Below are 7,472 nucleotides of genomic sequence, written 5' to 3' on the forward strand. Positions count from 1 at the left end.
AAGTTGGGAGGCTACATCATTTTCTGCATCTGATACTCACCGTGGGACAGTCTCTATTCTACCTCACCCCCCGCTCCCGATACTCGGGACAGGCTCTCTCCTTGAGTTGAGGGAGCTTACGGAAGAATGATTTGGGAATTAGGTATTCAGATGGAATTTTCAGAAGACCCAGAATAAAGATAAGTTTTAAGCTGAAGCGTGCCGTAGGTACGCAAGGTGGGTAGCCTAGGGTGCAGCGTTAGCGGAACCCTAGGTAAAAAAGAAAAAAGGCCATTGACCTCGGCGCAGAAGTATTGTGAGAATAGGGATATGGATGCCGAGGAGGAATTGAGAGGTTAGGAAGGGTTGTCATGGTTGTCATGGTTGTCAGGGTTGTGGTGGGAGGTTGGAAGTAAGGAAGTTGGGAGGTTAGGAAGGGTTGTCATTGTTGTCATGGTTGTCGTTGTTGTCGTGGTGGGAAGGGTTGTAATGGTTGTCATGGTTGTCAGGGTTGTGGTGGGAGGTTGGAAGTAAGGAAGTTGGGAGGTTGGGAGGTTGTCATGGTTGTCGTGACGGGAAGGGTTGTAATGGTTGTCAGGTTGTCGTGGTTGTGGCGGGAAGGGTTGTAATGGTTGTCGTGGTTGTCAGGTTGTGGTGGCGGGAAGGGTTGTAATGGTTGTCATGGTTGTGGTGGGAGGTTGGAAGTAAGGAAGTTGGGAGGCTACATCATTTTCTGCATCTGATACTCACCGTGGGACAGTCTCTATTCTACCTCACCCCCCGCTCCTGATACTCGGGCCAGGCTCTCTCCTTGAGGAGAAAGAGCTTGCGGAAGGGTAAATTGAATCTATGAGTCCGATCGATTTAAAAAAATACTTCTATAAAAAGACCCTGAAGCGGCAGTCCCGATGAGCGCAGCGATTTCGGGAGGGTCAAACTTTTCAATAACCCCGGGTGGCAACCCGTGGAAAATAACGTACACGGGAGACAGCGCTGGCGCAGGAGGTTTGTTGGGAAAAAAGAGTTGAAGCCAGCGCAATGGAAATATGTAGTGGAATGGCAATTCGCATAATCCTGTCTTATGGTCAGAATTTAACATCATTGATATTTTTTTGCTTCGTCAGAAACTACTTAAGTGTTAACCTTTCAGAAAAAGTGCTGAAGGCACCTCCTTTAATAGCCCAGCTTTTTAAAGCTGGGATAGGATGGTTGCATTTTTTATCCAGCGCTGGCGCAGAAGGTTTGTTAGGAAAAAGGAGTTGATGCCAGCGCAATAGAAGAAATAGGTTGATACAGGCTGCTCCCCTCTTCCTAATACAAAAACCCAAATAACCACAAGGGAATCTTTGATCCTAGGCCTGTTTCAATTCCGTCCGCAGCGACAAAATGAAACTCCTGCTCTTTCTTAGGTAGATCCTTGCCTATTCCGCCTACTTCAATATTCCATTTTCTGTCAATTAAAAAATCTCCCTTTTCAGGTAAAGTAACCAAGTGCTTGGAGGAAACCTGATTTAAGAAAAAGGTTTCTCTGAGATTCCCGATATCTACATTTCTGCCTAGTGCAAAGGCCAAATTGGTGTTTTCCAGGTAAAGTTTTTCGGGCTTTTGAAGTAAAGAAATACCTTCATTTGACTGATAAAGGCTTGATGTCAATTTACTCTCATCGAGGTAGTGAAAGTAGGAAAGCAAGGTAGTCCGGTTGATCCCGATTTTTTGGCTGATCTTGGTGACATTTGGAATGAAGGGCACCGAATCAGCAATAATAGAAAGCAGTTGCTTGATCTTAGGTACATATCCAATATCAAATTTTCTCAGCTGGGGTAATTCCACCTCCAAAATCAAATTGACAATGGCCCTTAATTGCTGGTCATAGAGTTCTCCAAATTCTTTTGAAAAAGGGTAATATCCATGCTTCAAATAATTTCCAAAAAATTGGAATGGTCTGAATTTACCGACTAGCTCACTTGCTATCTGTTCATGCTGACTCAGAACATCTTCAAGTGAAAAAGCAGAAAGTTTATTTCCACTTTCAAAATTGACATATTCTCTGAATGACATTCCACTGAGATGGTACATCAACGCTCTCCTACTTAAATCTCCACCGGAATTGAGGATTTCCAACAGAGAAGATCCGGTGAAAACCACCTGCAACTCCGGATAAAAGTCATAGATGTTTTTCAACTCCCGGGACCAGCCTGCATATTTGTGTACTTCATCCAATACCAAAAATTTTCCTCCTGATTTGGAAAACTGATCAGCTAATTCCAAGAGCGTGTGCGATGAGAACCAAATGTGATCTACCGAGGCATAAAGTACTGAATTGTCTGCGACATCAAATTGATTCTTTAAATATTGAAGAACCAAAGTCGTTTTACCAACACCTCTAGCTCCTGTAATTCCGATTAGACGGTTTTCCCAATTAATTTCGGAAATCAAGCTTCGCTGAAAATCCAGGGAGATTCGGCGCCAGAGTTTTCGGTAGAGTTCAAAGAGATGATCCATAGTTGTATAGTATGATATACAAAAATAGATGATTATTGTTTAATTGGATATACGAAATGGAGAAATGTTGGGAGGTTAGGAAGGGTTGTCATTGTTGTCATTGTTGTCATTGTTGTCGTGGTTGTCGTGGCGGGAAGGGTTGTAATGGTTGTCGTGGTTGTGGTGGGAGGTTGGAAGTAAGGAAGTTGGGAGGTTGGGAGGTTGTCATGGTTGTCGTGGGAGGTTGGAAGTAAGGAAGTTGGGAGGTTGGGAGGTTGTCGTGGTTGTCGTGGTGGGAAGGGTTGTAATGGTTGTCATGGTTGTCGTGGTTGTCGTGGTTGTCGTGGTTGTGGTGGGAGGTTGGAAGTAAGGAAGTTGGGAGGTTGTCATGGTTGTCATTGTTGTCGATGTTGTCGTGACGGGAAGGGTTGTAATGGTTGTCGTGGTTGTGGTGGGAGGTTGGAGGTAAGGAAGTTGGGAGGCTACCTCATTCTCTGTATCTAATTCGCTACTCGGGAGGCTCAATTCTACCTCACCCCCCGCTCCCGATTCGCTACGCTGCTCGGGACAGGCTCTCTCCTTCAGGAGAGGGAGCTTGTGCAGTGGGCAAATTGAGCTTTCTGATCCACTTGGTGGGTAAAAGCTGATATCATAGCAATAAAAAAGGACTCTTAAGCGGCAGTCCCGATGAGCGCAGCGATTTCGGGAGGGTCCAACTGTGAATACTTGTGCGCCGTGGCGTAGCCCAGGGTGGCAACCCGGGGAAAATAACGTACACGGGAGACAGCGCTGGCGCAGGAGGTTTGTTGGGAAAAAAGAGTTGAAGCCAGCGCAATGGAAATATGTAGTGGAATGGCAATTCGCATAATCCTGTCTTATGGTCAGAATTTAACATCATTGAAAATTTTTTCCTTCGTCACTTTTTGTGAGGCAAAAAGTAACCCCGCCCCGGCGGGCAGGCAAAAACCTTTCGGCCCCTGTATTTACTTCCAATCGCTGATGTTTTCTGTTTCATCATTTATTTATGGTCGATTGGATTTTTAGATCTGCTTCAAACCTAAAAACAGGTGGATCTCCCTCGCCCACTCGGGAGCTAACCTGTTTCATGTGTTTATAATTTGTTTTTTAAAGGCCACACCTGCCTGCCGGCAGGCAGGTGGAATCTCGCATGATTAATTTACTACACCGAAAAGTATGTTTTTTTTATGCTCGATTTGTTTAACGGTTTTCCGCAAATCTAAAAACCGTAAATCCAGCAGGGCCTTTCTCACGCCGTGTAGTGTGGGTATTTTTGATTTTTTAGTTTTCGTTAGAAATTATTTAAGTGTTAACCTTTCAGAAAAAGTGCTGAAGGCATGCCCTGTAATAGCCCAGCTTTTCAAAGCTGGGTTAGTAAGGTTGAGTTTTTACCCAGCGCTGGCGCGGGATGTTTGTTGGGAAAAAGGAGTTAATTCCAGCGCAATGGAAAAGGGAAGTCGGATTGAAAAATTAGACGAGAGGGTTCTTTATTATGATCGGGATTGAGGAGTTGGGTGAGTTGTCGGATTGCAAATCCTATGGAAGGACCTCGACATTGCATCCCGATAGCCATCGGGATCGAGGAGCCGAGCAGTGCTGAAGGTGCGTCCTTTAATAGCCCAGCTTTTTAAAGCTGGGTTAGGATGATAAACATTTTCTCAGCGCTGGCGCAGGAGGTTTGTTGGGAAAAAAGAGTTGATGCCAGCGCAATGGAAAGGGATTTTTACCTCACCCCAACTCCCGATTCGCTGCGCTCCCGATTCGCAAGCTTTCCGTATCAAAATATTGGGACAGGCTCTGTTCTACCTCACCCCAACCCTCTCCTTGAGGAGAGGGAGCTTGTATAGTGGGCAAATTGAGCTTTCTGGTCCAATTGGTGAGAAAAAGCTGAAGACTTAGCAATAAATCCACGCCTAGAAAACAGTGCTGAAGGCACGTCCTGTAATAGCCCAGCTTTTTAAAGCTGGGTAAGGAAGTTGCGTTTTTACAAAGCGCTGGCGCAGGATGTTGTTTGGAAAAAAGAGTTGATGCCAGCGCAATGGAAAGGAAAGTCAAATTGAATGGATAAGGATGGGAAGCAGGGAATTTTGGGAGGCTGGGATGTTTGGAAGCTGGGATGTTTGGAAGCTGGGAAGGTCCTAGCGAGATCGCAGGCGATGAACATGAAACCTTCGAGGTTCTCTATTACAGGGCTTGGGGAAAAAATCCGGATTGTAGGTCTGCGAGGAGCAAAACCTCAAAGGTTGAGTTCTCGGATTAAAAAATCCTATAACAGAACCTCGAGATTGCATCCCGGTAGCTATCGGGACGAGGAACTTGGAATTTGCACCTAGACCAAGGAATTGTTATACTTCGAGAGGTTTCTTTATTCTCTTCTTTAGTGCTATTTATTTTACTCCAATAATGCAATCAGGAATATTTACCATCAGTCTTGACTTTGAACTTCTTTGGGGAATTTTCGACAAGGTGGGAACACGATATAAGCCTGATTACTTTTCAAATACCAGAGCCGTCATACCGAAAATGCTTGATCTTTTTGGTCAAAACGAAATCTCGGTAACCTGGGCAACGGTAGGAATGCTATTTGCCGAAAATGAGGAGGAATGGAAATCCTATTCTCCTGCATTTCAACCCTCCTATCGCAACAAAAACCTTTCGGCTTATGAATGGGCTAAAACTCATGGAATCCATCCTGAAGTTCATTTTGCGCCGGAATTAATTCGGGAGATTTTGTCAACACCGTTTCAAGAACTTGGCTCCCACACCTACGCACATTATTACACCTTGATGCGGGGGCAAAGTCCGGAACAATTCCGGCAGGACCTGAAAGCCACACAGAAAATTGCAGAGGATAAATTTGGCGTTAGACTGAAATCCTTGGTTTTTCCAAGAAATCATATCAACGAACTCTACCTTGGAATCTGCCTGGAAGAGGGGTATGAATTTGTGAGAGGTAATCCCAAAAACTGGTTTTGGCAGGAAACTCAACATGAAAGCTTCGAGAAAAAGTTGTTTCGATCCGCAGATTGCTTTTTTCAGGTTGGTGGGAAATCAACCTTTTCCCTTGAAGAAGTCAGGGAATATGACAATGAACCGTTGATTTTACCTGCTTCTAGAATTCTCCGGCCCTACACGAATGGAAACCCTCTTTTCAACAAAGTAAGGCTTCTAAGAATCTTAGATGAAATGGAATATGCCGCTAAAAATAAAGAGGTGTACCATCTTTGGTGGCATCCACATAACTTTGGCAATTCGCCGGAAGTATCGATTCTGGAATTGAAACAGATTGTAAGCCATTTCAGTCACTTGAAATCCAAGTATGGGATGGTCAGCCTGCATATGGAAAAGCTGGGAAATCAGATTAAAAATTCAAAGGTGGCTCTTGAGATTTAGAGAAGTCCGCGATGGATTTAGCACCTATACCCACCTCGAAAATTAAGGATACTGGGTAAAAAAGCATCGTTTCAAAAATTTGGAGCGGCTACTTCGAGCAAAAACATTATCACCGAACTCTAATAAAATTAACTTGTCCGAAAAACGCATCAAAGTACTTCACCTGATCAAAAGCCTAGGTCGTGGGGGTGCGGAAAAATTGATTCCGGAAACTGCCCTGATCCATGATCAGCGTAAGTTTGAGTTTCATTGCCTATACTTTTACTTTCAAAAAAACAATATAATTGATGAGCTGGAAGCTGCCGGAATCACTGTTCACCTGATTCCTTCAAGTAACCTGGGTCTTTTTTTACAGGTTCAAAAAGTCCGGAAATTCATCAAAGAGAACGGATTTGATATCATCCATGCCCATCTCCCATGGGCGGGAATATTGGCAAGATTTGTAGGCGGAAAATTTCCAATACCCATCGTGTACACTGAGCACAATACATGGGAGCGATACAACAAAGTTTCCTATTGGGGCAATCGAATTACATTCAAACAGCAGGATGTGGCTGTAGCAGTATCCAATGAAGTGGCACTTTCGATGCAGCTCAATTCCTTTTTTGATCCTTATCAACGTGGAGGAAGACTTAAAATCAAAGTGGTGCAGAATGGGGTGAATACGGAGGAGTTTAGGAAGGAGACAGAAGACAGAAGACAGATGCTTCGACTACGCTCAGCACAGGCGACAGAAGATGGAAGAGGAATGTCGGATGCTTCGACTTCCTGCCTACCGGACAGGCAGGCGCTCAGCATGACAGTGGCCTTGAATATTCCTGAGGGGGTGGCGGTGATTGGGAAGGTGGCGGTGTTTCGTTCGCAGAAGCGGCTATGGCTTTGGGTGGAGGTAGCTTTGAGGATTTTGGAAAAGCAGCCGGAAGTTCATTTTTTATTGGTGGGAGACGGGGATTGGAGAGGGAGAATCGAAAAGCAAATCAATGAATCAGGAAAAGCGCAAAACTTCCACTTGGTTGGGGTACAAAAGCATGTCATTCCCTATCTCAGTAGGATGGATATTTATCTTAGCAGCTCTGAGTTTGAGGGATTACCGATCGCCATGTTGGAGGCGATGTCCTGTGAGGTGCCGGTGGTGGCAACCCGCGCTGGAGGGATTGGGGAAGTGATACAGCATGGTGTTCAGGGTTTTCTTACTGAAGTGGAAAATTGGGAAGCTTTGGAAAGCTATTGCATTCAGCTTTTGGAGGATCGGGAACTTCATAAGAAAATGGCACTAGCGGCGCGTGAGCGGGTGATTGAAAAGTTTTCGATGAAGCGGATGGTAGGGGAATTAGAGGTGATATATCGGGAGGTGTTGGAAGGGTTGTAGTTGTTGTCGAGTTGTGAGGGAATGATGGGTTGTCATTGTTGTCGTTGTTGTCGGGTTGTCTTGGTTATCGTTGTTGTCGTTGTTGCAGGGTTGTCGGGTTGTCTTGGTTGTCGGGTTGTCGTTGTTGTCGTTGTTGTCGTTGTTGTCGGGTTGTCGTTGTTATCGTTGTTGTCGGGTTGTCGTTGTTGTCGTTGTTGTCGGGTTGTCTTGGTTGTAGTTGTTGTCGTTGTTG

4 protein-coding genes are annotated in these 7,472 nt (G+C 44.8%); 2 read left to right on the forward strand and 2 right to left on the reverse strand.

The genetic code is table 11. From position 1 onward, the window contains the following. Positions 1–335: 335 nt before the first annotated feature. Together ACK4HU_RS21835 and ACK4HU_RS21840 are read right to left on the reverse strand one after the other, a co-directional pair. Positions 336–479, reverse strand: coding sequence for a hypothetical protein (locus tag ACK4HU_RS21835; RefSeq protein ID WP_409810295.1), 144 nt, complete (start codon positions 477–479; stop codon positions 336–338). 811 nt (positions 480–1,290) lie between these two features. Beyond that, complete coding sequence (locus ACK4HU_RS21840; protein ID WP_409810298.1) at positions 1,291–2,481, reverse strand: ATP-binding protein; 1,191 nt, start codon at positions 2,479–2,481, stop codon at positions 1,291–1,293. 2,400 nt (positions 2,482–4,881) lie between these two features. On the opposite strand from ACK4HU_RS21840, the gene ACK4HU_RS21845 reads away from it, so the two are divergent. After that, entirely contained in the window at positions 4,882–5,871 is a 990-nt protein-coding gene (locus ACK4HU_RS21845; protein ID WP_409810301.1) for a polysaccharide deacetylase family protein, read from the forward strand. A gap of 133 nt (positions 5,872–6,004) precedes the next feature. Beyond that, positions 6,005–7,240 carry a glycosyltransferase gene (locus ACK4HU_RS21850; RefSeq protein ID WP_409810304.1) on the forward strand — a complete coding sequence of 412 codons (1,236 nt, stop codon included), beginning with the start codon at positions 6,005–6,007 and terminating at the stop codon, positions 7,238–7,240. Positions 7,241–7,472: the final 232 nt, after the last annotated feature.

The sequence above is a fragment of the Algoriphagus sp. genome, assembly GCF_046296635.1.
Classification (GTDB): domain Bacteria; phylum Bacteroidota; class Bacteroidia; order Cytophagales; family Cyclobacteriaceae; genus Algoriphagus.